Source organism: Actinoplanes sp. CA-015351, from assembly GCF_050955685.1.
Lineage (GTDB): Bacteria > Actinomycetota > Actinomycetes > Mycobacteriales > Micromonosporaceae > Actinoplanes.
This window is the reverse complement of record NZ_CP192102.1, coordinates 7,218,170-7,241,059: the sequence shown is the minus strand read 5'-3', so window position 1 is coordinate 7,241,059 and position 22,890 is coordinate 7,218,170. Positions and strand designations below refer to the sequence as shown.

General features: G+C 69.6%; 22 protein-coding genes. 13 read left to right on the top strand and 9 right to left on the bottom strand.

Annotated features, from left to right (window positions below; translation table 11 throughout):
• Window positions 1-2: 2 nt before the first annotated feature.
• The gene (locus ACQP2E_RS32810; RefSeq protein WP_433826855.1) at window positions 3-572 is read right to left on the bottom strand and encodes an N-acetyltransferase family protein; all 570 of its coding nucleotides are present in this window, start codon (window positions 570-572) and stop codon (window positions 3-5) included.
• A gap of 40 nt (window positions 573-612) precedes the next feature.
• On the opposite strand from ACQP2E_RS32810, the gene ACQP2E_RS32805 reads away from it, so the two are divergent.
• The 5 genes from ACQP2E_RS32805 (at window position 613) to ACQP2E_RS32785 (ending at window position 6,644) form a co-directional block, all read left to right on the top strand.
• Entirely contained in the window at window positions 613-1,845 is a 1,233-nt protein-coding gene (locus ACQP2E_RS32805; protein ID WP_433826854.1) for a winged helix-turn-helix domain-containing protein, read from the top strand.
• A 5-nt stretch (window positions 1,846-1,850) separates the two neighbouring features.
• A complete protein-coding gene (locus ACQP2E_RS32800; protein WP_433826853.1) occupies window positions 1,851-2,375 on the top strand; it encodes a DUF2752 domain-containing protein in 525 nt (174 codons plus the stop codon).
• 26 nt (window positions 2,376-2,401) lie between these two features.
• Entirely contained in the window at window positions 2,402-3,295 is an 894-nt protein-coding gene (gene dapA, locus ACQP2E_RS32795) for a 4-hydroxy-tetrahydrodipicolinate synthase (protein ID WP_433826851.1), read from the top strand.
• Between the two features lie 13 nt (window positions 3,296-3,308).
• Complete coding sequence (locus ACQP2E_RS32790) at window positions 3,309-4,997, top strand: ribonuclease J (RefSeq protein ID WP_433826850.1); 1,689 nt, start codon at window positions 3,309-3,311, stop codon at window positions 4,995-4,997.
• A gap of 87 nt (window positions 4,998-5,084) precedes the next feature.
• Window positions 5,085-6,644, top strand: coding sequence for a S1 family peptidase (locus ACQP2E_RS32785; protein ID WP_433826849.1), 1,560 nt, complete (start codon window positions 5,085-5,087; stop codon window positions 6,642-6,644).
• 49 nt (window positions 6,645-6,693) lie between these two features.
• On the opposite strand, the gene ACQP2E_RS32780 is transcribed toward ACQP2E_RS32785, so the two are convergent.
• The gene (locus ACQP2E_RS32780) at window positions 6,694-7,107 is read right to left on the bottom strand and encodes a YbjN domain-containing protein (RefSeq protein ID WP_433826848.1); all 414 of its coding nucleotides are present in this window, start codon (window positions 7,105-7,107) and stop codon (window positions 6,694-6,696) included.
• 86 nt (window positions 7,108-7,193) lie between these two features.
• Between ACQP2E_RS32780 and ACQP2E_RS32775 the strand changes: the two genes are divergently transcribed.
• The gene (locus ACQP2E_RS32775) at window positions 7,194-9,737 is read left to right on the top strand and encodes a DNA translocase FtsK 4TM domain-containing protein (RefSeq protein WP_433826847.1); all 2,544 of its coding nucleotides are present in this window, start codon (window positions 7,194-7,196) and stop codon (window positions 9,735-9,737) included.
• Here the strand turns inward: ACQP2E_RS32775 and ACQP2E_RS32770 are convergent.
• From ACQP2E_RS32770 to ACQP2E_RS32750, 5 genes are all read right to left on the bottom strand, one after another.
• Window positions 9,685-10,941 carry a glycosyltransferase 87 family protein gene (locus tag ACQP2E_RS32770; protein WP_433826846.1) on the bottom strand — a complete coding sequence of 419 codons (1,257 nt, stop codon included), beginning with the start codon at window positions 10,939-10,941 and terminating at the stop codon, window positions 9,685-9,687. The two genes, ACQP2E_RS32775 and ACQP2E_RS32770, sit on opposite strands and share 53 nt — an antisense overlap.
• Window positions 10,942-10,999: 58 nt before the next feature.
• Complete coding sequence (locus tag ACQP2E_RS32765; RefSeq protein WP_433826845.1) at window positions 11,000-11,467, bottom strand: DUF3291 domain-containing protein; 468 nt, start codon at window positions 11,465-11,467, stop codon at window positions 11,000-11,002.
• Window positions 11,468-11,499: 32 nt separating this feature from the next.
• Window positions 11,500-12,141: a helix-turn-helix transcriptional regulator gene (locus ACQP2E_RS32760; RefSeq protein ID WP_433826844.1), complete on the bottom strand. Its 642-nt coding sequence runs from the start codon at window positions 12,139-12,141 to the stop codon at window positions 11,500-11,502.
• On the bottom strand, window positions 12,138-13,346 hold the full coding sequence (locus tag ACQP2E_RS32755; RefSeq protein WP_433826843.1) for a glycosyltransferase 87 family protein: 1,209 nt from the start codon (window positions 13,344-13,346) through the stop codon (window positions 12,138-12,140). The genes ACQP2E_RS32760 and ACQP2E_RS32755 overlap by 4 nt, the downstream gene beginning before the upstream one ends.
• An 89-nt stretch (window positions 13,347-13,435) precedes the next feature.
• Complete coding sequence (locus ACQP2E_RS32750) at window positions 13,436-14,662, bottom strand: glycosyltransferase 87 family protein (RefSeq protein ID WP_433826842.1); 1,227 nt, start codon at window positions 14,660-14,662, stop codon at window positions 13,436-13,438.
• Window positions 14,663-14,785: 123 nt separating this feature from the next.
• On the opposite strand from ACQP2E_RS32750, the gene rimO reads away from it, so the two are divergent.
• The 6 genes from rimO to pspM all read left to right on the top strand — a co-directional run bounded on the left by rimO (window position 14,786) and on the right by pspM (window position 19,775).
• A complete protein-coding gene (gene rimO, locus ACQP2E_RS32745; RefSeq protein WP_433826841.1) occupies window positions 14,786-16,246 on the top strand; it encodes a 30S ribosomal protein S12 methylthiotransferase RimO in 1,461 nt (486 codons plus the stop codon).
• Entirely contained in the window at window positions 16,243-16,833 is a 591-nt protein-coding gene (gene pgsA / locus ACQP2E_RS32740) for a CDP-diacylglycerol--glycerol-3-phosphate 3-phosphatidyltransferase (RefSeq protein ID WP_433826840.1), read from the top strand. Before rimO ends, pgsA begins: the two co-directional genes overlap by 4 nt.
• 15 nt (window positions 16,834-16,848) lie before the next feature.
• Window positions 16,849-17,334, top strand: a complete 486-nt coding sequence (locus ACQP2E_RS32735; protein WP_433834132.1) for a CinA family protein — start codon at window positions 16,849-16,851, stop codon at window positions 17,332-17,334.
• Window positions 17,335-17,492: 158 nt separating this feature from the next.
• Entirely contained in the window at window positions 17,493-17,864 is a 372-nt protein-coding gene (locus ACQP2E_RS32730) for a helix-turn-helix domain-containing protein (RefSeq protein WP_433826839.1), read from the top strand.
• 240 nt (window positions 17,865-18,104) lie between these two features.
• A complete protein-coding gene (locus ACQP2E_RS32725) occupies window positions 18,105-18,962 on the top strand; it encodes a PspA/IM30 family protein (protein ID WP_433826838.1) in 858 nt (285 codons plus the stop codon).
• A gap of 24 nt (window positions 18,963-18,986) precedes the next feature.
• Window positions 18,987-19,775, top strand: coding sequence for a phage shock envelope stress response protein PspM (pspM, locus tag ACQP2E_RS32720; protein ID WP_433826837.1), 789 nt, complete (start codon window positions 18,987-18,989; stop codon window positions 19,773-19,775).
• Here pspM and ACQP2E_RS32715 read toward each other — a convergent pair.
• Both ACQP2E_RS32715 and ACQP2E_RS32710 read right to left on the bottom strand, forming a co-directional pair.
• Window positions 19,729-20,526, bottom strand: coding sequence for a DNA-formamidopyrimidine glycosylase family protein (locus ACQP2E_RS32715; protein WP_433826836.1), 798 nt, complete (start codon window positions 20,524-20,526; stop codon window positions 19,729-19,731). The two genes, pspM and ACQP2E_RS32715, sit on opposite strands and share 47 nt — an antisense overlap.
• A gap of 356 nt (window positions 20,527-20,882) precedes the next feature.
• Complete coding sequence (locus ACQP2E_RS32710) at window positions 20,883-21,671, bottom strand: SAM hydrolase/SAM-dependent halogenase family protein (RefSeq protein ID WP_433826835.1); 789 nt, start codon at window positions 21,669-21,671, stop codon at window positions 20,883-20,885.
• Between the two features lie 73 nt (window positions 21,672-21,744).
• Here ACQP2E_RS32710 and ACQP2E_RS32705 point away from each other — a divergent pair, with 73 nt between their 5' ends.
• Window positions 21,745-22,671 carry a TIGR03560 family F420-dependent LLM class oxidoreductase gene (locus ACQP2E_RS32705; protein WP_433826834.1) on the top strand — a complete coding sequence of 309 codons (927 nt, stop codon included), beginning with the start codon at window positions 21,745-21,747 and terminating at the stop codon, window positions 22,669-22,671.
• Window positions 22,672-22,890 lie beyond the last annotated feature (219 nt).

Sequence of the window (22,890 nt, the reverse complement as noted above, 5' to 3'; positions counted from 1 at the left end):
TTCTATTCTCCGTCGAGGTCGATCGCTACGTGCAGGCGGATCTGGGGGACGAGCAGGTCGTCCACATCGAGGGCGCGGCCGGCACCATCGGGCTCCCAGCCGGTCGAGCCGAGGAACTTGAGCATCGCGCTGTCGGCTTCGTAGGCCCAGGCCACGGCGGAGCGGAACTTGTCGTCGCGCCAGTGGTCGACCACCGCTGCCAGCAGCCGGCTGCCGTGGCCGCGACGGGCCCAGCGGGGCTCGATCAGCAGGTCGGTGACGGCGGCGACATCCTCTGGCAGTGGGTTCTCTGACGGGGCCAGGGCCTGCTCGTCGGCGGGGCCGGCGGCCGCAAAACCGACGACGTTCTTCGCCGTGTCGCTCTGCTCCACGGCGATCAGGACGCGGTGCCGGACCGACGGGGGCGCGGTGATCGCCTCGGTCCAGCCGCGGGCCAGGTACGCCTCGTCGAGGTTCGCCAGCACGTGCGGCGGGAACATCCGGCGGTACGCGGTGCGCCATGTGGAGAGCTGGATGCGTGCGATCTCCGAGGCGTCCTCGGGACGCGCGGGGCGGACGAAGCCGAGAGCCATGGCCGCAACTTTGTCACACCCCTGTCCTATGTTGCTTCACGTGGCTGTCCCCGATTCGCTCTCCGTCGCGCAGGCCCGCCGGATCACCCTGGCGGCGCAGGGTTTCGCCGACCCGAAACCGGGTGGCGCCACCGACATGCGCCACCTGCGCCGGGTGCTGCGCCGGCTGCACCTGATCCAGATGGACTCGGTGAACGTGTTGCAGCGCGCCCACTTCATGCCGCTCTACAGCCGCCTCGGCCCCTACCCGGTCGACCTGCTGGAGCGGGCCGCCTACAAGCGACCACGGGACCTGTTCGAGTTCTGGGGGCACGAGGCGTCGCTGATCCGCACCGACCTGCAGCCGTTCTTCCGGTGGCGGATGGCGCGGGCTGCCGAGTTCGCCTGGGGCAACATGCGGCGGATCGTCGCCGAGCAACCCGAGCTGGTCGCCTGGGTGCTCGACGAGGTCCGGTCCCGGGGCCCGATCACGGCCGCCGAGATCGAGCACGACGCGCCCCGCAGCAAGGACCACTGGGGGTGGAACTGGTCGGTGGTGAAGCAGGCCCTCGAGTGGCTCTTCTTCACCGGCCAGATCACCGCCGCCGACCGGACCAACTCGTTCGCCAGGCGTTACGACCTGACCGAGCGGGTGCTGCCGGCCGCGGTGCTGGAGGCGCCGACCCCGACGCCCGAGTCAGCGTTCCGGCATCTGGTGGAGCTCTCCGCCCGCACGCTGGGTGTGGCGGCCGAGCCGGAGCTGCGTGACTACTTCCGGTTGCCCGCGCAGGCGACGAAACCGGCGATCGCCGAGCTGGTCGAGGACGGGGTCCTGCTGCCGGTCACGGTCGCCGGTTGGAAACAGCGGGCTTACCTGCATCGTGACGCCCGTCTGCCGCGCCGGATCGCGGCGCAGACCCTGGTCAGCCCGTTCGACCCGCTGATCTGGGAGCGGGCCCGCACGGAGCGGCTGTTCGGGATGACCTACCGCATCGAGATCTACGTGCCCAAACCCCAGAGGCTGTACGGCTACTACGTGCTGCCGTTCCTGCTGCGTGACCGGTTCGCGGCCCGGGTCGATCTGAAAGCTGAGCGGCGCACCGGCGAGCTGCAGGTGCCGGCGGCCTGGCTGGAGCCGGGCGCCGGCCCGGAGGAGACGGCCACCGCGCTGGCCGCGGAGCTGATCCGGCTGGCCGGGTGGCTCGGGCTGACCCGCGTGGCGCCGCCGGAGCGGGGTGACCTGGCGGAGGCGCTTTCGGTCGCGCTCAAGGCGGGCGAGCCGGGTGTACCGTGACCGCCATGAGCAGTGAGCAGCCGCCGATCCAGGGGCCGCCGATGCCCCCGGAGTGGCTGACTTATCAATACCCGCCACCCCAGCAGGACCGGGTGACCCGGTTCGTCGACAGGGTGATGGCACGCTCCCCGATCTGGCTCGCCCCGGTCGCGCTGCTCGCCTGCATGGGCGCCGCCGCGGGATACACGCTTGTCACCGATCCGGTCTCGGCCGAGGCCGGCGCCGAGCCGACCTGCCTGCTGAAATACGTCACCGGTTTCGTCTGCCCGGGCTGCGGCGGCACCCGCGCCGCCTGGTACCTGTTGCACGGTGACCTGCCGGCCGCGGCCCGGCACCACGCGCTCTTCGTTTTCGCGGTGCCGTTCCTGCTCTACATCTACGTGGCCTGGGCCGGGCGCAAGCTGTTCCGCTGGCGGCTGCCCCAGTTGACCATCAGTCCGGCCGCCATGATCACATTCATGGGGGTCTGGGCGGTCTGGAGCATCCTGCGTAACCTCCCATGGGCCCCGTTCACCGCTTTCTACGTGTGACCGGAGCGTCCGATAGGTTGTCAGGTATGACGCACGACCCGCGGCCCTTCGGACGGCTGCTGACCGCCATGGTGACCCCGTTCACCCCGGACGGATCCCTGGACCTCGAGGGCGCGGCACGACTCGCCGCCCACCTCGTCGACGAGCAGCGCAACGACGCTCTCGTGGTCAGCGGGACCACCGGGGAGTCGCCGACCACTACCGACGCCGAGAAAGACACCCTGCTGCGCGTCGTGGTCGACGCTGTCGGCGACCGGGCGAAGGTTGTCGCCGGCGTCGGCACCAACAACACCGCGCACACCATCGAGCTGGCCAACGCCGCCGAGAAAGCCGGCGCGCACGGCCTGCTGGTCGTCACGCCGTACTACAACAAGCCGCCGCAGGCGGGCGTCGAGCGGCATTTCCGCACGGTCGCCGACGCCAGCGGGCTGCCGATCATGGTCTACGACATCCCGCACCGGGCAGGTACGGCGATCGCCACCGAGACCATGTGCCGGATCGCCGAGCACGAGCGGATCGTCGCGGTGAAGGACGCCAAGGGCGACCTGATCGCCACGTCCTGGGTCCTCTCCCGGACCGACCTGGCCTACTACTCCGGCGACGACGCGGCCACCCTGCCGCTGCTCTCGATCGGCGGGGTCGGCCTGGTCGGCACGTCGACGCACTTCACCGGTGTGCTCGCCAAGGAGATGATCGAGGCGTGGGAGCGCGGTGACACCGCGACCGCTCTGGCCCGGCACCGGCAGGCTCTGCCGCTGTTCACCGGCATCTTCCGGTCACCGGGGACCATGCTGGTCAAGGCGGGACTGAATGCTTCCGGGCTGCCTGCGGGGCCCGTCCGATCACCGCTGGTGGACGCCGGCGCGGACGAATTGAACCAACTGCGCAAGGACGCCGCCGCAGCCGGCATCGTGCTCTGACAGGAAGAGGCGAATGAGTCAAGCTCACGTGGAGCTGGGTCCGCCACCGCCGCTGCCGGAGGGCGCACTCCGCGTCACTCCGCTCGGTGGGCTCGGCGCCATCGGCCGCAACATGACGGTCTTCGAGTACGACGGCAAGCTGCTCGTCGTCGACTGCGGAGTGCTGTTCCCCGATGTCGAGCAACCCGGCGTCGACCTGATCCTGCCCGACTTCGCGCCGGTCCTCGATCGGCTCGACGACATTCAGGCGATCGTGCTGACGCACGGCCATGAGGACCACATCGGCGCGGTGCCTTACCTGCTCGCCCACAAGCCGGACATCCCGCTGGTCGGCTCGGAGTTCACCCTCGCGCTGGTCGAGGCGAAACTGGCCGAGCGGCGCCTTGATCCGTACACGCTCACCGTCCGGGAGGGCGGTGTCGAACGGCTCGGCCCGTTCGAGTGCGAGTTCTTCGCGGTCAACCACTCGATCCCGGACGCGCTGGCGGTCGCCGTGCGCACCCCGGCGGGTCTGATCCTGCACACCGGCGACTTCAAGATGGACCAGGTGCCGCTGGACGGCCGGATCACCGATCTGGCCGGTTTCGCGCGGCTCGGGGCGGAGGGCGTCGACCTGCTGCTCTCCGACTCGACGAACGCCGAGGTCCCCGGGTTCGTCACACCGGAACGCGACATCGGCCCGGTGCTCAGCTCGATCTTCGGCAAGGCGCGTGGCCGGATCATCGTGGCCAGCTTCGCCTCGCACGTGCACCGCGTGCAGCAGGTGATGGACGCCGCCTGGGAGCACGAGCGCAAGGTCGCCCTGATCGGCCGTTCCATGGTCCGTAACATGGGCATCGCCCGGGAGCTGGGCCTGCTGCGCATCCCGGACGGCCTGCTGGTCGGCCTCGACGAGGCGACCCACCTGCCGCCCGACGAGATCGTCTTCATGTCGACCGGTTCGCAGGGTGAGCCGATGAGCGCCCTGGGCCGGATGTCCACCGGCGACCACCGGCACATCTCGATCGCCTCCGGCGACACCGTGGTGCTCGCCAGCTCGCTGGTTCCGGGCAACGAGACCTCGGTCTACCGGGTCATCAACCAGTTGTCCCGGGCCGGCGCCACTGTCGTGCACAAGGAGACCGCCAAGGTGCACGTCTCCGGGCACGCGCCGGCCGGTGAGCTGCTGTTCCTGCTCAACGTGGTCCGGCCGAGCAACCTGATGCCGGTGCACGGCGAGTGGCGGCACCTGCGCGCGCACGCCCAGCTCGGCATCGAGTCCGGTGTCGCGCCGGACCGGGTGGTGCTCTGCGAGGACGGCGACGTGGTCGACCTGGTCGAGGGCCACGCCCGCGTGGTGGGCCGGGTGAAGAGCCGGTACGTCTACGTCGACGGCCTCGCGGTCGGCGACGTCAGCGAGTCGCTGCTCACCGAGCGGCGGATCCTCGGCGACGGCGGTTTCATCTCCGCCACCGTGGTGATCGATTCGGTGACCGGCAAGGTGGTCGGCGAGCCGAGCATCTCCGCGAAGGGCTTCTCCGAGGACCCGGACGCGTTCAATCCGGTCATCCCGTTGCTCACCGCGGCGCTGCACCGGTCGGCAGCCGACGGCATCACCGACCCGCATCAGTTGCAGCAGGTCGTGCGCCGGACGGTGGGCCGCTGGGTCAACGACGCGTACCGGCGGAGGCCGATGATCGTACCCACTGTGGTGGAAGTCTGAGGGGTTTTTCAACCATTCTCGGACGAGCTGCGTACTCCCAGGCACGGTGCCGCCCCCACGGCACCGATGGCGGAGGGAGTTCTCCAGATGCAGCGCAGACCGATCGCCGTGGCGGCGGCGGTGGTGGTGGCCGGTGGAGCGGCGGTGGCGTTCACGCTGCCGTCGCTCGCCGGGACCAACGAGTCGGCCGATTCGCCGGCCGTCACCACCGATGGTGTCTCGCCGGAGCTTCTCAAGGCGTTGAAACGGGACCTGGGCCTCAGCGGCGACCAGGCGCGGACCCGGCTCGCCCGGTCCGAGTGGGCCGGCGGTGTCTCGGCGACACTCGCGGCGCAGACCGGCGAGGATTTCGGCGGCGCGTGGCTCGCTGATGACGGCACCACGCTGAAGGTCGCGGTGACCGGTTCGGACGCGGCCGAGGCAGTGAAGGCCGCCGGCGCGGTCCCGGTGCTGGTCAAGCGCAGCGAGGCCCAGCTGGACGAGGCGAAGACCAAGCTGGACGCGGTGGTCTCCGACGCCGCCGGGCTGACCGGCTGGTACGTCGACGTTCCCACGAACAAGCTGGTGGTGGTCGCGCGTACGGCGGACGAGGCCGACGCTCTCGAGTTCGCCACCGATGCCGGTGTCCCGGCCTCCGCGCTGACCGTGAAGGTCAGCAAGGCGCAGCCGAAGCCGCTGTTCGACGTCCGCGGCGGTGACCCGTACTTCATCAATCTGGACGGCGGGCAGGCCCGCTGTTCGATCGGCTTCTCGGTGGACGGCGGCTTCGTGACCGCCGGGCACTGCGGCGCCGTGGGCACCACGACCACCGGCTTCAACAACGAGGCGCAGGGCACCGTGGAGGCCTCGGTCTTCCCGGGCGAGGCCGACATGGGCTTCGTCGCGGTGAACGGCGACTGGACCCCCCGCGCGGTGGTCAACGACTTCGAGGGCAACGAGCTGCCGGTGGCCGGCAACACCGAGGCTCCGGTCGGAGCGGCGATCTGCCGGTCCGGGTCCACCACGGGCACGTTCTGCGGCACGATCCTCGCCAAGAACCAGACGGTCCGGTACCCGGAGGGCGCGGTCACCGGTCTGACGCGTACCGATGTGTGCGCCGAGGGCGGCGACTCCGGTGGGCCGTGGCTCTCCGGTGACCAGGCCCAGGGTGTGACCTCGGGTGGTTCGGGTGACTGCACGGTCGGCGGGGAGACGTTCTTCCAGCCGGTCAACGAGATCCTGGCGACGAACAACCTGACGCTGGTGACGTCCGAGGGCGCGGCAGAACCGCCGGCCGAGGCGACCACACCGCCGGCCGAGGCGACCACGCCGCCGGCCGACGACGAGACCGCGTCCGCCTGTGACGCTCTTCCGGTTCAGCGTGAGGGTGACTTCGCCCGGGCCGGCGCCACGCAGGTTCAGCCGGACGGCGGGGCGTACCGTGCCCGGGCCGGCACGCACACGGCCTGCCTGGACGCGCCGGACGGCACCGACTTCGACCTGGTGCTGCAGCGGCAGAACAACCGGGGCTCGTTCCGTACCGTGGCGCGGGCCGACGGCGACGGGGACAAGACGCTGAGCTTCACCGGCCGGTCCGGCACGTACCGGTACGTGGTGGTGTCGTCCAGCGGCACCGGGGCCTACCAGCTGGGCTTCAACGTCTCCTGAGGCGTTTTCACCGTCATGGCCTCCACGCACGCGTGGAGGCCATGACTTTTTACAGGGAGGTCTTGAGCTCGCCCAGTGACTCGCCCAGCCGGCAGCCGGTCGCGATGCCGCAGAGCAGCACCTGGTCGAGCTGTTCGAGGGTCACGCCGCGTTCCCAGTCGGCCGAGACCTCGCCGATGACGATGGCCTGCCCGTCGTCGGTGACCTGGACGTACGCCTTCGGCCAGAGCTGATCGCGGTTCCACGCGTTGCAGAACTCGTACAGTTTCGGCACGTCCTCGATCGCGAAGACGTGCTGCATCATCGCCCTGACCTGCAGCATCTCCTGCCGCGCGCCGAGCCGGAAGAAGTAGATGAGGTTGCCCTGGAAGTTGCCGGCGATGTCGCCGTCCGCATCGACGAAGTACGCGAACTGACGAGCGTCCAGCGCTTCCTTGATCATTTCGTTGCTGAGGGGCTGCACGTACTGATGGTAAATGCCAGGAAAGCGAAGGACTGTCACGGTGCGCCTTCTCGGCAGGATGGCCCTCGCGGGCTACGGTGACATCCATGGCGGGCCGTACTCCTCCGGCGAGCCGGGGTCGCGCCGCGTCCACGCCGCGCGGCGCCGGTACCAACCGTGCCCAGCAACCGGCCGCTCGCAAGCCCGCGGCACGGAAACCGGCCGCGCGTACCGGCACGACACGTAAGACGACCGCAGCACGCAAGCGTCCGGTGGCCCGCCGTTCCACGGCCGGCGCCACGCTCGCGACCGGCCTCGGCCGCGGTGTCGGCGCGCTCTGGATGGGCATGGCGCACAGCGTCGGCTGGGTGTTCCGCGGGGTGGGCCGGCAGGCCGCGACCGCGCGCAACATCGATCCCGAGCATCGCCGGGACGGCGCCGGGCTGCTTCTGCTCGGCTTCGCGATCCTGGTCTCGGTGTCGATCTGGGCGAACAGCGGCGGGCCGGTCGGCGTCTGGCTGGCCGACTCGATCCGGCTCTTCCTCGGTAGTCTCGCTGCGCTGTTCCCGCTGCTGCTCTTCTACGGCGCGATCCGGCTGATGCGCGAGCCCGCCGACGCCGATCACCGCGGGCGCACCCTGGTGGGCTGGACGGCGATCATCGTCGCGACGGCGGCCCTGATGCACGTCTCCGAGCGTCCGGGCGACAGCCTTGCCGTGGACCAGGCCGGCGGCCTGCTCGGTTACGGCATCGGCGGCCTGCTGGAGCGGGCCGTGACCGCCTGGGTGGCCGTACCCTTGCTGGTCCTGCTCTTCGTCTTCGGTTTCTTGGTGATCACCGCGACGCCGATCGCGCGCATCCCGGAGCGGATCATCCAGGTGATCGACCTGGTTTCCGGGCGCGCGGCGCCGCACCAGCCGCGGCCGATCGCCGAGCTGCCCGAGGACGACGACGAGGAAGAGGCCGCGGAGCCGAAACCACGCCGCCAGCCGCGGCGGCGGCAGGCGGCGCTGGCCGAGCCCGCAACAGAGCCGGAACCGCTTGACGACTTCGACGAGGAGATCATCCTCCACGACACGGTGGCCCTGCCGAAGGTGCCGACCAGCCGGAAGAAGCCGGCACCCGAGCACACGCCGATGCCGCCCACCCGGGCCGAGCAACTGGAGATCTCGGCGGTCAAGGGCGATTACCGGCTGCCGCCGGCGAACATCCTCGCCACCGGCCCTCCGGCGAAGGCTCGCAGCCGCGCCAACGACGAGATCATGGCGGCGCTCACCGGGGTTTTCGAGCAGTTCAACGTGGATGCCGTGGTCACCGGCTTCACCCGAGGCCCGACCGTCACGCGCTACGAGGTGGAGATCGGCCCGGGCACCAAGGTCGAGCGGATCACCCAGCTCTCCCGCAACATCGCGTACGCGGTGAAGTCCCCGGACGTGCGGATCCTCAGCCCGATCCCGGGCAAGAGCGCCGTCGGCGTGGAGATCCCGAACACCGACCCGGAGAACGTGTCGCTCGGTGACGTGCTGCGCTCCCGGGCGTCGGCCGCCGATCACCACCCGATGCTGGTGGCGCTCGGCAAGGATATCGAGGGCGGGTTCGTCGTCGCGAACCTGGCGAAGATGCCGCACATCCTGATCGCCGGCGCCACCGGCGCGGGCAAGTCGAGCTGCCTCAACTCGATCCTGGTGAGCCTGCTGTCCCGGGCCACGCCGGACGAGGTGCGGCTGCTGCTCGTCGACCCGAAACGGGTGGAGCTGACGGCGTACGAGGGCATTCCGCACCTCGTCTCGCCGATCATCACGAACCCGAAGAAGGCCGCCGACGCCCTGGAGTGGGTGGTCGCCGAGATGGACAAGCGGTACGACGACCTGGCCGCGAACGGCGTACGCCACATCGACGACTTCAACCGCAAGGTGCGCAGCGGCGAGATCACCGCCCCGCCGGGTGTCGAGCGGGAGATGAAGCCGTACCCGTACCTGTTGGTGATCATCGACGAGCTGGCCGACCTGATGATGGTGGCGCCGCGCGACGTGGAGGACTCGGTCGTCCGGATCACCCAGCTGGCCCGGGCCGCCGGTATTCACCTGGTGCTCGCCACCCAGCGCCCGTCGGTCGACGTGGTGACCGGCCTGATCAAGGCGAACGTGCCGTCCCGGCTGGCGTTCGCCACGTCCAGCCTGGCCGACTCGCGGGTCATCCTGGACCAGCCGGGCGCGGAGAAACTGCTCGGCCGCGGTGACGGTCTCTTCCTGCCGATGGGCGCGTCCAAGCCGGTACGCATCCAGGGCGCCTGGGTCGACGAAAAAGAGATCCACGCGGTCGTCAAGTTCTGCAAGGACCAGCGCGAGCCGGAGTTCGCCGAGGGTGTCACCGACGCCCCGCCGACCAAGAAGAAAGAGATCGACGAGGAGATCGGCGACGACCTGGCGCTGCTGATCCAGGCCATCGAACTTGTCGTGACCAGTCAGTTCGGCTCGACCTCGATGCTTCAGCGCAAGCTGCGGGTCGGTTTCGCCAAGGCGGGCCGCCTGATGGACCTGATGGAGAACCGGAACATCGTCGGCCCGTCCGAGGGCTCGAAGGCCCGCGACGTGCTGGTCAAGCCTGATGAGCTGGAAGAGGCTCTCGCCGATCTTCGTGTCGACGGCTGACCGGCTCGGCGTGCCCGCTGCGGAACCAATCCACCGGCGGCTGGGCACGCAGCGCGTCGGTGATCACGGTGTGCCCGAGGACGAGTACGGCGGCGCCCATGATCACGGCGAGCGGGACCATCGAGAGCGAGTGGAAACCGAGCAGCGACGGCGTGTATGAGCCGAGCGACGCCGTCTGGACCAGCAGCGGGACGTACCAGAGCCGGGGCCGGTAGAACACCAGCACGACGGTGAGCACGTCGCCCAGGTAGAAGTAGCGCTCGTGCATGCTCGGCAGCGTGTACGGCACCAGAATCGCGAAGAACGCGGCGAGGGTGACCAGCCGGACCGCGTCCAGCCGGACCCGGCGGGCCACGATCAGGTAGCAGACGCCGAGGACGAGCGCCGCGGTGAAGCCGTACCCGAGCAGCCGCAGCGCCTCGACCCGGCTCTCCTGGTCGTACCAGGTGGAGGAGAGCTGATCGACGCCGAAGAAGGCGAAGATGTTCGGCGCGTGCGCGTTCAGCGCGGTGGTCGTGTACTTGGCCTGCCGGCTGGGTTCGTAGAGGGTGAGCAGCTCGAACGGGTTGCGGCCGAGCAGCATGGCCGGCACGTCCAGCAGTACGAACACGATCGGTCCGGCCAGCAGGGCCCGCCATCGGATCCGCCCGGCCAGCACGCAGACCAGCAGCAGCGGGAAGATGAAGACGCCCTGCGGTTTGAAGGCGAACGCGATCGCGCAGAACGAGACGGCCCAGACCGGCTTGCCGCGCAGCAGGAAATAGAGACCACCGGCCGCGAACGACGCCCACATCGAGTCGATCTGGCCCCAGAAGGCCGCGTTGATCGTGACAGTCGGCAGCATCAGGACGATCAGTCCGGCGGCCACCGCCGGGTGCCCCGGGCGGCGCAGCGCGACAGTCCGATAGGCGAACCAGGCGAGCAGCAGGTCGAAGACCACGTACACGGCCTTGATTTTCAAGATCAACGGCCCGGGAAGGTACGTGGTCAGCAGGAGCAGGTACAGGTACGGCGCGTTGTAGTTGCCGATCTGCCGGTCCATGCCGTGGATGCCGCCGGCCGCCTCCAGCTGGTGGTACCAGCGGATGAACACCAGCATGTCGTAGGTCAGCTGATCACGGCCGGCCCAGCGCACGCCGACGGCGATCACGAGCAGGGCGCCGACCAGAAGCGTGGCGGCGGGATTGGCGCGAAGGCGGGTCAACGGCACATCTTGCGACAGTACTGATGTGAGCTTTCGGTGAGGTGTGGCTCGCTGTGAGTCAGTTATGAACTTGCTGAAGGGCGGGCGCCGGGAACGGCTGCCGGAACGTGAACGCCTCCTGACCCGGCCCGTCGGCGGCGAGCCGATCCAGCCGGATCAGCGCCTCGCGCATCGTCGGGGTGTGGCCGGCCGGGACCCACCAGAGCACCAGCGAGGCCTCGGTCCCGTGCGGGAGGAACCACTCCCGGCGGCGGCGCAGATAGTCGAGGTGCTCGCTCTGGTACGCGAACACCCGCAGGTGCTCAACCGACTCCCAGACCGAGAGCGTGTAGATCCGCAGCGGGTCGGCGGGCGCGGCGATGGTGCCGTCGCCGCCCTCTCCGGCGAGCCGCCACACGAAGCCGGGCGAGCGGTCGGCCAGCGCGTTCATCAGGGTGAGCCCGGTGACGAACTCGGCCATCGACGGGTCGTCCAGCGGGGCTCGGAGGCGGGCGGTGTTCATCTGGGCCAGGTGGAAGCCGGTCATGCCATCCAGCTCATCAGCCCGGCTTTCTATTGTCAATCAGATTTGAATTTAGACAGAGTCACGCAGCATCGGCCCGGGGCGGCGTCCATGCGCGCCGACCACTCGCTGCCCTCCAGGAGGCCGTTGATCAGGGCGAGGTTCATCCCGCAGACCAGCGGCGGGAACTGTTCCGCGAGCCGGTGGAAAGGACAGTTCCGAAATATCGCGGTATCGCCGGTCAGCTCGGGCTGGTAACCCTGCTCGGTCAACCGGGTGACCACGTCCGGGCTGCGCAGGCCGCGTCCGTGCGCCCGCGCCACCTCGTTCAGCGTCTCCTCGGCGCCGACCCGCTCCAGCGCCTCGGCCAGCAGCTCGGCGGCGCCGCGATAGGCGCGCGGCGGCACGCTCACCGCGTGCTCCGCCGCGGCGAGGTGGTACAGCTTCGCGGGACGCCCAGCGCCCGGGCCGGTCCGTCCCGACAGGCGAGCGTACGAGACGTCGAGCAGCCCCGCCGCCACCAGTTTGTCGAGATGGAACGCCGCCAGGGTGCGGCCGACGCCCAGCGCCTCGGCCACCTCGTCCCGGCCGATCGGCCCCGGTTTCGCTTCCGACACGATGCGGTACGCGTTCCGGCGTACCGCATCGGAGAGAGCGGCGACGGCCGTGAGGTGGGTGAGGTCTTCCGGGGTTGTCACCCGGCAATCGTATTACCAACCGGAGTTGGCGCTAGACGGGCTGGTTTCCGCACCCGGAACAGGTATCCGATCGTGGTGGCGAGCGCGGTGAAGACCAGCAGCGTCAGAATCCGCAGGTCGACCGGCGCCGGCTTGGCCTGCACCAGGTACGTCTCGTAGGTGATGATCGACGCGGCCTGCACCAGCACCGGCACGAACCAGAGCCGGCGCGGCACCCAGAACGCGGCCACCACGGTCAGCACCTCGGCCAGCATGAAGTACCGCTCGTGCATGCCGGGCAGCAGGAACGGCGCCAGCAGCGCGGAGGCGGCGGCCAGGACCACGATGTGCTCGGTGTCGAGGACCACCTCGCGGGCGACGATCAGGAAGATCAGCCCCAGGATCGCGGCGATCGCGAAGAGGATGCCGGCGGTGCGGACCATGTCCAGGTGACTCTCGGCCGGGCGCAGGAAGGCGTAGATGTTCGGCGCGTTGAGGGTGAGCGCCGGGAACCGATCGGTCTGGCCCACGTAGATCAGCATGAGGTCGCCGAACGGCCGCCCGGTCAGCCAGGCCGGCACCGCGAACAGCACGTAGATCACCGGAATCGTGATCATGCACCGCCACCGCAGGCGCCGGGTCAGCAGCAGCGCCGCGAGTGCCGGGAAGAGGAAGATCGTCTGGACCTTGAACGCGAACGCCACCGCGATCAGCGCGGTGCCGGCCCACTGCCGGCCGCGGAGCAGGTGGTAGAGCCCGGCCACGGCGAAGGCGCTGTAGATCGTGTCGCACTGCCCCCAGTACGAGCCGTTCAGCACCACGGTCGGCAGCAGCAGCACGCTGAGGCCGGCGAGCAGCGGCATCCGCCAGCCCGGGCCGCGCAGCGCCACGATCCGGGCCGCGTAGACCGCGAGCACGCCGTCGAAGAGCGCCGAACCCAGCTTGATCCAGAAGAGCACGGGCAGCGGGGTGTGCTGGGACAGCCAGGTGAAGCCGGTGAGCAGGTAGAGGTACGCGACGTTGTAGTCGGAGAACGGATGCGCCAGGGCCGCGAAACCGCCGTGTGCCGCGATGAAGCGGCTCCACGGCCCCAGGTACCAGTCGTAGTCGATGGTCTCGAGTCCGAAACCGAGAAAGCGTACGGCGACGGCCACCGCGATGAGGGCGGCGGTCAGCAGCAACTCCGGTGCGACGCGTGATCCGGCAGGCGCACGGTCTCCGTCCAACGTCGCTCCCCGTCCGCGCGGTCGACACAGATGACGGAAAGATACCGGTGCCGCCCGTTTCGAGCCGTCCCGCGAGAGCTAGGTCTCACCTAGATGAGTGCGGGTTCTCGCTGCTTCGGCAGGGACTCGTTCCGTACCTCGCCGGCGGGCGGCGGTGCCGGCGCCGGATCGCGGCGCAGCAGGTGCGCCGCGAGGATGACCAGCGCCGCGAACATCATCACCGACAGGACCCGCAGATCCACCGGCCGGTTGCCGTTCGCCAGGAAGAGGTACGGCACGTAGCTCGCGAACGAGGTGATCTGTTCCAGGATCGGAAGGAACCAGAGCTGGGCCGGCAGCCAGAACGCCGCGATCACGGTGAGCGCGTCGGCCTGCATGAAGTACCGCTCGTGCATCCCGGGCAGCAGGAACGGAACCAGAAGGCTGAACGTGGCGGCGAGCAGGACGATGCGCCTGGCGTCGAAAGTGATCTTGCGAAGCAGCAGCACGTACGTGAAGACCAGGACGGCCGCGACCGCGAACAGCGTGCCGGCGGTGCGCACACTGTCGAGGATGGCGTTCCCCGGATGGATGAACGTGTAGATCGTGGGTGAGCCGAGTGTCAGCGCGCCGTACTGGCCGCTCTGGTGGACATAGATCAGCATCAGGTCGCTGAACGGGCGGCCGGCCAGCCAGGCGGGCACGGCCAGTGCGACGTAGATCGCCGGCACCACGAGCAGATGGCGGACCTTGACGATCCGGCCGGCCAGCAGCAGCACGAAGAGAACCGGGAAGAGGAATACCGCTTGGAGCTTGATCGAGATGGCCACACCGAAGAGAACCGCCGCCACCCACGGGTTCTCGCGCAGCAGGTAGTAGATCCCCGCGACGGTGAACGCGCTGTAGACGGTGTCGCACTGGGCCCACCAGGAGCCGTTCAGCATGACGGTGGGCAGCAGCAGGACCACCAAGCCGGCGAGCAGGGCGGTTCGCGGGTTGCCGCGCAGCCCGACGATCCGTGCGGCGTAGTAGGCGAGCATCACGTCGAAGGCGACCGAGGAGAGCTTGACGAGCTCCAGGATCGACCACGGCACGTGCGGTTCCAGCCAGGTGAGCCCGGCCAGCAGATAGAGGTACGGAACGTTGTAGTTGGCGAAGTCGTCCCCGAGCGCCGCGAAGCCGTGCTCGGCGATGTACTGGCTCCACGGCAGCACGAAGCTCCGGAAATCCGGCGTGGCGATGTCGAAGCCCACCCATCGGATGGCGATCGCCAAACCGACAAGAGCCAGCAGAAGGAGCGTTTCGGGATTCTTCCCCCGTGCAATGAATCTCGTCACAGGGTCGGGATCGTAGGGAGTCAATGTGGCCGGTTGTCCCGCTTGATCTGAACGCGGAGCGGCGTACGGGTTACCGGCCGAGCGGACGACGGCATGGCCACCACAGCCCGGTAACCTAGCTGAGTGTCTGTAACCCCTTCTCCTCATCGCCGCGTCGCCCTCCTGACCCTGGGCTGTGCCCGCAACGAGGTCGACTCGGAAGAGCTCGCCGCCCGCCTCGACGCCGACGGCTGGGAAGTGGGTACCGACGCCGAGGGCGCTGACGTGGTCGTCGTGAACACCTGCGGCTTCGTCGAGAAGGCGAAACAGGACTCCATCGACACGCTGCTCGCGGCCGCCGACACCGGCGCCAAGGTGGTGGCCGCCGGCTGCATGGCCGAGCGGTACGGCAAGGAGCTCGCCGAGAGCCTCCCCGAGGCCAACGCGGTGCTCGGCTTCGACGACTACACCGACATCGGGGCCCGCCTCGACAGCGTGCTGCGTGGCGAGAGCCTCGACGCGCACACCCCGCGGGACCGTCGCGAGCTGCTCCCGATCACCCCGGTGCAGCGGCACACCGCCAAGGTGGTCGTCCCCGGTCACGCGACCGTCGACGAGCACACCCCGGCTCACCTGCGCAAGGTGCTGCGCCGCCGGCTGGACACCGGCCCGGTGGCCTCGCTCAAGCTGGCGAGCGGCTGCGACCGGCGCTGCTCGTTCTGCGCGATCCCGGCGTTCCGCGGCGCGTTCGTCTCCCGCGACCCGCAGGAGCTGCTCGCCGAGGCGGAGTGGCTGGCCAAGACCGGCGTCCGCGAGCTCGTCCTGGTCAGCGAGAACAGCACGTCGTACGGCAAGGACCTGGGCGACCCGCGCCTGCTGGAGAAACTGCTGCCGCAGCTGGCCGCGGTCGACGGCATCGTGCGGGTGCGTGCCAGTTACCTCCAGCCGGCCGAGACCCGGCCTGGCCTGGTCGAGACGATCGCGACGACGCCCGGCGTGGCGGCGTACTACGACCTCTCCTTCCAGCACTCCAGTGAGACGGTGCTGCGCCGGATGCGGCGTTTCGGCTCCACCGAGCGCTTCCTCGATCTGCTCGAGTCGGCCCGCAAGCTGGCCCCGGCGGCCGGCGCCCGGAGCAACTTCATCGTCGGCTTCCCGGGCGAGACCAAGCAGGAGTACGAAGAGCTGGTCCGGTTCCTCAACGAGGCCCGGCTCGACGCGATCGGCATCTTCGACTACAGCGACGAGGACGGCACCGAGGCGGCCGGGATGACCGGCAAGGTCAGCGAGGCCACCGTCCAGAAGCGGTACGACCGGATCACCTCGCTGGTCGAGGAGATCTGTGGCCAGCGCGCCGAGGAGCGGATCGGCAGCACCGTCGACGTGCTCGTCGACTCGATCTCCGACGACGAGATCGAGGGCCGTGCCGAGCACCAGGCCCCCGAGGTCGACGGCTCCACCACGCTGGTGGCCGGTGACCAGGGTGTCGATGTCAGCGCGCTGCGCCCCGGCGACCTGGTCCGGGCCCGGGTCACCGGCACCGAGGGCGTCGACCTGATCGCGGTGCCGGTGGAGATGATCTCGGCTGCTCCGGTGCAGCGGTGACCAACGAGCCCGCTCCGGTGCCCGCCCCGCGCGTGGTGTCGCTCTACAACGCTGCCAACGCGTTGACCGTGATCCGGATCGTGCTCGTCCCCGTTTTCCTGGCCTTCGTGGTCGCCTCCGAAATGACCGACACGGACTGGCGGATCGCCGCTTGCCTCGCGTTCTGCGTGGCCTCGGCGACCGACTTCGTGGACGGCTGGATCGCCCGCCGGTGGTCCCTGGTCACCTCGTTCGGCAAGGTCGCCGACCCGATCGCGGACAAGGCTCTGACCGGCACGGCGCTGGTGCTGCTGTCCGCGTACGATCATCTGCCCTGGTGGGTGACGATCGCGATCCTCATCCGGGAGTGGGGTGTTACCGCCCTGCGGTTCTGGGTGATCCGATACGGCATCATTCCGGCCTCCCGGGGTGGCAAGCTCAAGACCGGCCTGCAGATCGTGGCGATCGCCTGGTACCTGTGGCCGGTTCCGGAGTCCTTCCAGTGGATCGGCGTGGTCCTGATGGGCGCCGCGCTGGTGGTCACCGTGGTCACCGGTGTGGCGTACGTGGTGGAGGCCTTGCGGATGCGCGCCAACGCCCAGAAATAGGAGCACCACGTGGAGATGCCGGTTGCCGCAGCGGCGGTGGTGCACGCGCTCGTCGAACGACGGGAGACGCTCGCGACCGCCGAGTCCCTCACCGGTGGCCTGGTCGCCGCGACGATCGTGGAGATTCCCGGTGTCAGTGCGGTGTTCCGCGGCGGGCTGATCGTTTACGCCACCGAGCTCAAGGCGCGCCTGGCGGGCGTACCCGAGAAGTTGCTCGATGAGCGAGGCCCGGTGGACGGTGACGTGGCCGCGGCGCTGGCGTCCGGAGCGCGGGAGCGCTGCGGCGCGGATTGGGGCCTGGCGACCACCGGCGTCGCGGGCCCGGAACCGCAGGACGGCAAGCCGGTAGGACTGGTCTACGTGGCGGTCGCCGGCCCTGGTGGAACCCGGGTGCGCGAGCTGCAACTCGCCGGAAATCGGGCGGCCATCCGCACCGAAAGTGTGACGGCCGTCCTGCAATTGCTCACCGACACGCTCCACGCCGCGCCGGCCCCGGCCTGAACTGGGAATTCGGCAGTCGCAGTGATCGTTGTCCGCAATGGCCGCCGCCCGAGGGTCTCGGGAATTCGGCGGGGCGGGATGTCGGCATGGCTCACGCCAGGTACGGTTGCGGGAAGCCTCCGGCGTATGCCGGCGGCCGACCCGCAGGAGGAGGTGCCATGGTCCTGCTACGCCGCGTTATAGGCGATGCACTTCGGGCGCGCCGGCAGGGGCAGCACCGCACGCTGCGCGAGGTGTCGACCGCCGCGAACGTCAGCCTGGGCTACCTGTCCGAGATCGAGCGCGGGCAGAAAGAGGCGTCCAGCGAGCTGCTCGCGGCGATCTGCGATGCGCTCGGCGCCCGGCTCTCCGAGTTGCTCAGTGAGGTCAGCAGCACGTTGTCCCTCGCGGAGAACATGGAAGGCGTGCTCGTCCCGGTCGAGGACCAGACGATGTCCGGCGACGTCTCCGTCTCGGTGCGCCAGGATTCGCCGCTGAAAGCAACGCTGCACGCGACCCGTAAGAAGCGGGACGTCGTTTACGCAGCATGATCAGGTCGATGCGCTCCGGGCTCCCGCATGGGACGGCCCGGCGCGCATCTGTGTCTTCTGGTCCGTGTCGTCTCCGCTCAGGGGAGCGTAGCCTCGAAGCCGGGGGAGAACCCTGAGATCCCCCCGAGGTCACGTGACGTCACTGGCGTCGAGCTGACACGATGGGTTTCGCGCCACCGGGGTTTCACGACGATTCCGGGGGCGCGTCCGGCGGAGCGACATTTGAGGGGACACCACGAGATGGCGAATCCGTTCGTCAAGGGCTGGCACTACGTGATGGCGCTCTTCGGCGCGAAAATCGACGAATACGCCGACCCGAAGGTCCAGATCCAGCAGGCCATCGAGGACGCGCAGCGACAGCACCAGGCGCTCGTTCAGCAGGCCGCGGCCGTCATCGGCAACCAGCGGCAGCTCGAGATGAAGCTGTCCCGGCAGATGTCCGAGGTCGAGAAACTGCAGGGGATGGCGCGTCAGGCGCTGGTCCTGGCCGATCGGGCCCGTGCCGCGGGCGACGAGGCCGAGGCCCAGAAATACGAGGCGACCGCCCAGACCCTGGCGACCCAGCTGGTCTCCGGCGAGCAGTCGATGGAAGACCTGAAGACGCTGCACGACCAGGCTCTCGGCGCGGCCGGCCAGGCTCGCAAGGCCGTGGAGAACAACGCGATGGTGCTCCAGCAGCGCATCGCCGAGCGCTCCCGCCTGCTCAGCCAGCTGGAGCAGGCCAAGATGCAGGAGACCGTGGCGAAATCGCTCGAGTCGATGTCGCAGCTCGCCGCGCCGGGCAACACCCCGTCGCTGGACCAGGTGCGCGACAAGATCGAGGAGCGGTACGCGAACGCCATGGGCCGTGCCGAGCTGGCCTCCAACTCCGTCGAGGGGCGGATGCTGGAGGTGCAGAAATCCAGTCTGGACCTGGCCGGTTCGTCGCGTCTGGAGCAGATCCGGGCGAGCATGGCTGGCGAGAAACTGGGTGGCGCCGCGGCACAGCCGGCCGTGGAGCAGACCGCGCCGGCCGCCGACCCGGCCAGCGTGGCCCGGCTCGACGAGATCAGGGCCAGCATGAACCAGAAGCGGGGCGACACCTCCGCTGCCGGCTGAGTTTTTCTTGAGGAGGGCAGCGGGATGGACGAGCGAGCCAAACACTTCCGGCGGCTCAAGCGAGTGCGTGGCGCTGCCCGCCGATGGAGTGTTCTGGGTGGCGGCCTGACCGGCGCCGCGGTGGTCCTGACGCCGTACGCGGGGATCGGCATCGCCGACGCCGCGTGGGCGGCCGCCGCCGGTGGCTCGGTCGTGCTCGCCTGGTTCCGCTGGAGCGACCATCGGGTGCTCGCCGCCATTCCCGCGCCACCGCCGTCGGTGGGCTCGCCGAAACTCACCGCCGCCCTGGAGAGCTTCCCGGCCGGCCGCACTGTCATGCAGGAGGTCCGCCGGCAGCGCAGCCGTTACGCGTTGCGCGGCTCCGGGATCGTCGACGCGTGGGACCGGCTCGACCGGGCCGCGCAGACCATGGTGGGCCTGGCCGGCCGGATGACCGGCCCCGGCAAGGCCGCGCTGCTGGAAGCGGCGACCGCCGAGGAGTGGCTGCGCGACCTGGGCCAGCGGGTGGCCAGTGTGGAGCGAGCCATCCCGCTGACCCAGCCCGACCAGCGGGACGGGCTGGAGCAGGCGCACGCCGGGCTGACCGTCCAGTTCACCGAGGGCGTCACGGAGTACGAGAAACTCGTGGCGGCCGCAGCGAGCTACGTCGCGGAGGACGGGCATCCGGTCGCGGACACCCGCCACCCGGCGTACTTCGGCCTGATCGAAGCGACCGACCGGCTGCGTGGTTTCGCTGAGGGTCTCGCCGAGCTGCGGACCACCGAGATCAGGATCCCGTCCGATCGGGCTGGCAGCGCGGACACCAGTAGGTGACTCGGTCGTCCTGTTCGGCCTTCTGAATCGGGCCGGCACACCGGCGGCAGGGCTGGGCGCGTCTGCCGTAGACATAACTCGTCTGTCCACGGCGCAGCGATCCGGTGGTGGTCTGCGTCCATCGGCCCCGGTTGGACGCGACGAGTTTCTGGGCGAGCACGACCGTGCCCATCAGGTCCTTGACCTTCTCGACCGGCGTCCACGGCCAGAGGCCACGCAGGAACAGCGTCTCCGCCTTGTACAGGTTGCCCACGCCGGCCAGGTTCCGCTGGTCCAGCAGCGCCTCGGCGATCGAGGCGGACGGTTTCCCGCTGATCCGGCGTACCGCCTCGGCCGGGTCCCAGTCGGCACCGAGCAGGTCCGGTCCGAGGTGGCCGACAAGCTTCTCCTCGTCGGCGGTGGGGATCAGCGCCAGCTCGTGCAGGTGGTACCCGACCGCCACCGACCGGGCGGTCTTCAGCGCCACGCGGATCAGGTGCGCCGGGCGCCCGGTCCAGCGTTCGCCGGGTGTGTAGGCGCGCCAGGCCCCCTCCATCCGCAGATGCGAGTGCAGGGTGTGCGGTTCACGGCCCTCGCGTGTAAGGCGCAGCAGGAGGTGTTTGCCACGGCTCGCCGACTCGGCCACGGTCCAGCCGGTCAGGTCGGTGGTGGCCAGCTGCGGCACCCGGAAGTCGGACCCGGTCAGCACCTCACCGGCGAGCGCCTTCTCCACCACGCGAGCCGTGTTCCAAACGGTGTCACCTTCCGGCATGTCCTTATTGTGCTTGACCCGATTGAGATCATGGCCGCATGGGCCTGGACATCGCCCCGTTGGCGGGCAGGACCGCCCTGTTCGAGGAACTCAACGGCGGCTGGCTGGTCTTCATGTCGAAAGACCCGACCGGCGCCTTCTACTACCGCCACTTCGAGGAATTCTGGCCGGAGTTCACCCTGCTGGCGGTGGACCGATTTCCGGCCGGCCTCTCCGGCATCATGCTGCGCGCCATGCGCGACAACACGGCCCGGCTGGGATTCACCGATCTCATCGCGCCCGTCCGGCCGAGTGCCAAGACAGCTCAGATCACCACACCCCTACGCGGAGCCGAACGTCTGGATCCACCACCGCATCTAGCGTTCGGTGATGCGGATCGTGTCGCCGGAGCGGACCGACAGGACCACCACGGCTCGGCCGTTGTTGACGGCGATCGCCACCCGGTCGGCCGAGTCGGTGAAGACGAGCAGTTCGCCCGCTCCCACGTCGGCGAAGGTCGCGCCACGTCGGGCCCGGACGTTGCCGTTCACGGTCAGCTCCGGGCCGAGCCCGGTCAGCACCGAACCACCGGCTGCCAGCTGCACGTTGCCGAACCTGTCGACGGTCAGCACCTCGGCTTCGATCCAGCCGTCTCCGACTGTCACGAGCGGGTCGGGTAGGCGTACCAAAGTGGTGGGATCGACCAGCGGCCCGGCGTCGGAGGCGGCAGAGCCGGCGGCGAGCCGGGCCGCGGCAGGCGCGAAGAGGTCGCGTCCGTGGAACGTGCGGGAGACGTCGCCGAGCGTCCAGTCCTTGTTGCTGAGCTCGTGGGCGGTCTCGATGCCGCCGAGCGCCTCGGCCGCCCAGATCAGCAGGCCGTTGTCGGGGCCGACGAGCACGCCGTTCGGGGTGGTCAGCACCACGCCGCGGCGGGCCGTGCCGACGCCCGGGTCGACGACCGCGAGGTGCACCGAGGGCGGCAGGTAGGGCGCGGTCTGCGCCAGGACGGCGGCGCCTCGGATCACGTCGGCCGGCGGAACGTGATGAGTGACGTCGATCACTCTGGCCTGCGGCGTGACTCGGGCGATCGATCCGTGGCACGCCGCGACGAACCCGTCGAACGTGCCGTAATCGGTCGTAAAACTGATCCATTCATAACCGGCCATGGTGACTGACGTTACTGCCTGTTGTTTCGGGGTGCGGGGCAGGCGCGCCGCGCCTCCGTGGCAGTGTGGATCCATGCGTCTCGTGATCTTCACCGAACCCCAGCAGGGCGCCAGCCACGACGATCTCCTGCGGGTGGCCAAGGCCGCGGAGGATGGCGGCTTCGATGGATTCTTCCGCTCCGATCACTATCTGAAGATGGGCGATGGCTCCGGCCTGCCCGGCCCGACCGACGCCTGGATCACCCTGGCCGCGCTGGCCGTGCAGACGTCCCGGATCCGGCTCGGCACGCTTGTCAGCTCGGCCACGTTCCGCCTCCCCGGCCCGCTGGCGATCGCCGTGGCCCAGGTGGACGCGATGAGCGGCGGCCGGATCGAGTTCGGCCTGGGTGGCGGCTGGTTCGAAGCCGAGCACCAGGCGTACGGCATCCCGTTCCCGGCGCTCGGCGAACGCTTCGACCGGCTCGAGGAGCAGCTCGAGATCATCACCGGGCTGTGGAAGACGCCGGCCGGTTCGCCGTTCTCCTTCGACGGCAAGCACTACCAGCTGGTCGACTCCCCGGCGCTGCCGAAGCCGGTCCAGTCCTCGCTGCCGGTCATCGTCGGCGGCCACGGCAAGAAGCGCACCCCCGCGCTCGCGGCGAAGTACGCCGCCGAGTTCAACGTGCCGTTCTCCAAGATCGCGGACCTGCCGGCGCAGTATGAGCGGGTCCGTGCGGCGAGTGCCGCGATCGGCCGCGAAAAGCCGCCGGCGTTCTCGGCCGCGTCGGTGCTGTGCGTGGGCCGCGATGACGCCGAGGTGCGTCGCCGGGCCGCGGCGATCGGTCGCGAGGTCGAGGAGATGCGCGAGAACGGCGGGGTTGTCGGGACGCCCGCTGAGGCGGTGGAGATCATCAAGAAGTACGGAGAGGCCGGGGCGTCGCGTTTGTTCTTGCAGGCGCTTGATCTCTCGGACATCGACCACATCGAGTTGGTGGCGTCCGAGGTGGCACCGCAGCTGTAGGCGTGTCGGGGGTTGTCCGCCCCGCTTGTCGGCCGCTACTCGCCGCCCGTCCGTGCGCCGCGGTCGTCAGGTCTGCAAGATCCGCCGTGCTTCGTGCCGGTCCGTCACTGTTCGTGACAAGGGGTGGGTCGGCAACGCCTGAGGCCGCCCGGCTTTCGTCATTGGTGGTCTTAGGCGGCAGGGCGCAAGAGGCTGATGCTGCCAGGCCTTGGGCGGCGG

Bases quoted from the DNA above. Each gene is read 5' to 3' on its own strand.
- ACQP2E_RS32715 (WP_433826836.1), bottom strand. From the start codon at position 20,526: ATGCCGGAAGGTGACACCGTTTGGAACACGGCTCGCGTGGTGGAGAAG.
- ACQP2E_RS32800 (WP_433826853.1), top strand. From the start codon at position 1,851: ATGAGCAGTGAGCAGCCGCCGATCCAGGGGCCGCCGATGCCCCCGGAG.
- ACQP2E_RS32735 (WP_433834132.1), top strand. From the start codon at position 16,849: ATGCCGGTTGCCGCAGCGGCGGTGGTGCACGCGCTCGTCGAACGACGG.
- ACQP2E_RS32765 (WP_433826845.1), bottom strand. From the start codon at position 11,467: ATGACCGGCTTCCACCTGGCCCAGATGAACACCGCCCGCCTCCGAGCC.
- ACQP2E_RS32810 (WP_433826855.1), bottom strand. From the start codon at position 572: ATGGCTCTCGGCTTCGTCCGCCCCGCGCGTCCCGAGGACGCCTCGGAG.
- dapA (WP_433826851.1), top strand. From the start codon at position 2,402: ATGACGCACGACCCGCGGCCCTTCGGACGGCTGCTGACCGCCATGGTG.
- ACQP2E_RS32725 (WP_433826838.1), top strand. From the start codon at position 18,105: ATGGCGAATCCGTTCGTCAAGGGCTGGCACTACGTGATGGCGCTCTTC.
- ACQP2E_RS32730 (WP_433826839.1), top strand. From the start codon at position 17,493: ATGGTCCTGCTACGCCGCGTTATAGGCGATGCACTTCGGGCGCGCCGG.
- ACQP2E_RS32705 (WP_433826834.1), top strand. From the start codon at position 21,745: ATGCGTCTCGTGATCTTCACCGAACCCCAGCAGGGCGCCAGCCACGAC.
- pspM (WP_433826837.1), top strand. From the start codon at position 18,987: ATGGACGAGCGAGCCAAACACTTCCGGCGGCTCAAGCGAGTGCGTGGC.
- ACQP2E_RS32775 (WP_433826847.1), top strand. From the start codon at position 7,194: ATGGCGGGCCGTACTCCTCCGGCGAGCCGGGGTCGCGCCGCGTCCACG.
- ACQP2E_RS32785 (WP_433826849.1), top strand. From the start codon at position 5,085: ATGCAGCGCAGACCGATCGCCGTGGCGGCGGCGGTGGTGGTGGCCGGT.
- ACQP2E_RS32710 (WP_433826835.1), bottom strand. From the start codon at position 21,671: ATGGCCGGTTATGAATGGATCAGTTTTACGACCGATTACGGCACGTTC.
- ACQP2E_RS32790 (WP_433826850.1), top strand. From the start codon at position 3,309: ATGAGTCAAGCTCACGTGGAGCTGGGTCCGCCACCGCCGCTGCCGGAG.